At 67.9% G+C, this 2,330-nt stretch carries 2 protein-coding genes; both read left to right on the plus strand.

Annotated elements, in window-relative coordinates; all coding sequences use genetic code 11:
- Nucleotides 1-17: 17 nt before the first annotated feature.
- Nucleotides 18-815 (plus strand): enoyl-CoA hydratase/isomerase family protein, encoded by a 798-nt coding sequence (locus KDB67_RS14480; RefSeq protein WP_291016916.1) that lies wholly within the window; start codon nt 18-20, stop codon nt 813-815.
- Nucleotides 815-2,311: a class I adenylate-forming enzyme family protein gene (locus tag KDB67_RS14485; protein WP_291016914.1), complete on the plus strand. Its 1,497-nt coding sequence runs from the start codon at nt 815-817 to the stop codon at nt 2,309-2,311. Before KDB67_RS14480 ends, KDB67_RS14485 begins: the two co-directional genes overlap by 1 nt.
- Nucleotides 2,312-2,330: the final 19 nt, after the last annotated feature.

Below are 2,330 nucleotides of genomic sequence, written 5' to 3' on the forward strand. Positions count from 1 at the left end.
CCGAACTGGCAGGCACGATGACCACGGACTTCGAGACGATCCTGTACGAGGTCGACGCCGATGCGCACGTCGCCACCATCACGCTGAACCGGCCGGATGCGCTGAACACCTTCAACCGGTTGATGTGCCACGAGATGCGCGATGTATGGGCGCTGATAAAGGCGGACGACCGGGTGCACGCGGTGGTGCTGCGCGCCGCCGGTGACCGGGCGTTCTCGGCCGGGCTCGATGTGCGTTCGTCGTACGGGCAGCCCGAGATCGTGTGGAATCACGAGGATCCGGGTGAGTTGCTCAGCCCGAAGTGGCAGAAGATGTGGAAGCCGGTTGTGGTTGCGGTGCAAGGCATGTGTACCGCCGGCGCACTGTATTTCATCAACGAGGCCGACGTGGTGATCTGTTCGGAGGAGGCCACCTTCTTCGACTCCCACGTCACCGCCGGATTGGTGTGCGCCCTCGAACCGGTGGGCCTGATGCGCAAGGTGGGCCTGGCCGAAAGTCTGCGGATCGCGTTGCTGGGCAATGACGAACGGGTCAGTGCGCAGACCGCGCTGCGGATCAGCCTGGTCACCGAGGTCACCGCCCGCGAAGACCTGTGGTCGCGCGCCCACGAGATCGCCGCCACCATCGCGAACAAGCCGCCGACCGCCACCCAGGGCACCGTGAAGGCGATCTGGGAATCGCTCGACAAGCCGTACCGGGCCGCGATGGATCAGGGACTGATCTACACCCGCCTCGGCAATCCCATTGCGAAACAAGAGCTTGCGGCCCAGCAGGAGCAGGGCTCGCAGGCAAAGACCTCACCGAGGATCCGCTGATGACAGCTCACCCGCTCGCCGCCCATATCGCTTCGGTTCTGGCCATCGACCCCGATTCCGGGGCCATCGACTTCGGCGGCACCTGGACCAGTTGGGGGCAGCTCGCCGGCCTGTCCGGGTCGATCTCCGAACTCGTGACCCGGCTCGACCCCGAACCCACACCGCGCGCCGGAATCCTGTTGCGCAACACCCCCGAACACGTCGCGGCCTTCCTCGGCGTGCTGCTCGCGGGCGGCACCGTGGTGGTGATCAATCCGTCCCGTGGCGACGAACGGACCCGCGACGACATCGCGGCGCTGGCACTGCCGGTGATCATCGGCACCGGGCCGGATCTGGACAAGCTGGTCGCCGGGTCCGCGGCGACGTCGGTCGTGCGGCTCGAGGAGATCCCGGCCGATCCGGTGCAGGTCTCCGAAGCCTCCGAGAAAGCCTCCGAGAAGCCGTCTCCCGAGGACGCGTCGTCGCCGGTGGCGGTGCACATGCTCACCAGCGGCACCACCGGACCACCCAAGCGCATCGAACTGAGCTACGACATGTTGGCGCACAGCGTGCTCGGTGAACCGGGTAAGCGGATCGAGGTGCCTACCAAGCTGAGCAGCGGCGCGGCGATCGTCAACGCCCCGCTGGTCCATATCGGCGGCATCTACCGCATTCTCCAGTGCATCGTCGCCGCACGGCCGTTCGCGCTGCTGGGCCGGTTCGACCTCGACGAGTGGGCGCGCGCGGTGCGCACCCACCGGCCGAAGGCGGTCTCGCTGGTGCCGACGGCGGTGCGGATGGTGCTGCATTCGGAACTCACGCGCGACGACCTCGCGAGCATCAAGGTGGTCACCAGCGGAACCGCTCCACTGTCGGTGGAGGATTCGGAGGCATTCACCGACAAGTTCGGCATCCCCGTGCTCACCTCTTATGCGGCAACCGAATTCGGTGGCGGCGTGGCCGGCTGGTCGCTGCCCGACCACAAGCGGTACTGGGCGGACAAGCGCGGCAGCGTCGGAAGGGCCTCCGGCGGTGCGCAATTGCGGGTGGTCACCGAGGACGGCACCGTCCTCGCGCCCGACGAGCCGGGACTGCTGGAGGTCAAACCCGGCCAGCTCGGACCGGACGCCGACTGGATCCGCACCACCGACCTCGGCAAGCTCGACGAGGACGGCTTCCTGTGGATCCTGGGTCGCGCCGACCAGGCCATCATCCGCGGCGGCTTCAAGGTGATCCCGGACGTCGTGCGGGACGCCATCGAATCACATCCGGCCGTGGCCGGCGCGTCGGTGGTGGGCCGCCCCGACGATCGGCTGGGCGAAACACCGGCCGCCGTCGTCGAACTGCGGCCCGGTTCCACTGCCACCACCGAGGACATCCTCGCCCATCTCGGCAGCAGACTGGCCCGGTACGAGGTGCCCACCGAACTGGTCATCGTCGACACCATTCCCCGCACGCCTTCGGGCAAGGCCGATCTGCGGGCCGTCCGGGACCAGCTCGCCGGAGCGACCCGATGAGCCGACTCGTCAAGCCCGA

The sequence above is a fragment of the Gordonia sp. (in: high G+C Gram-positive bacteria) genome, assembly GCF_020438995.1.
Classification (GTDB): Bacteria; Actinomycetota; Actinomycetes; order Mycobacteriales; family Mycobacteriaceae; genus Gordonia.

Excerpts from the sequence above, each read along its gene's own strand:
- KDB67_RS14480 (WP_291016916.1), top strand. The coding sequence starts at position 18 with ATGACCACGGACTTCGAGACGATCCTGTACGAGGTCGACGCCGATGCG.
- KDB67_RS14485 (WP_291016914.1), top strand. The coding sequence starts at position 815 with ATGACAGCTCACCCGCTCGCCGCCCATATCGCTTCGGTTCTGGCCATC.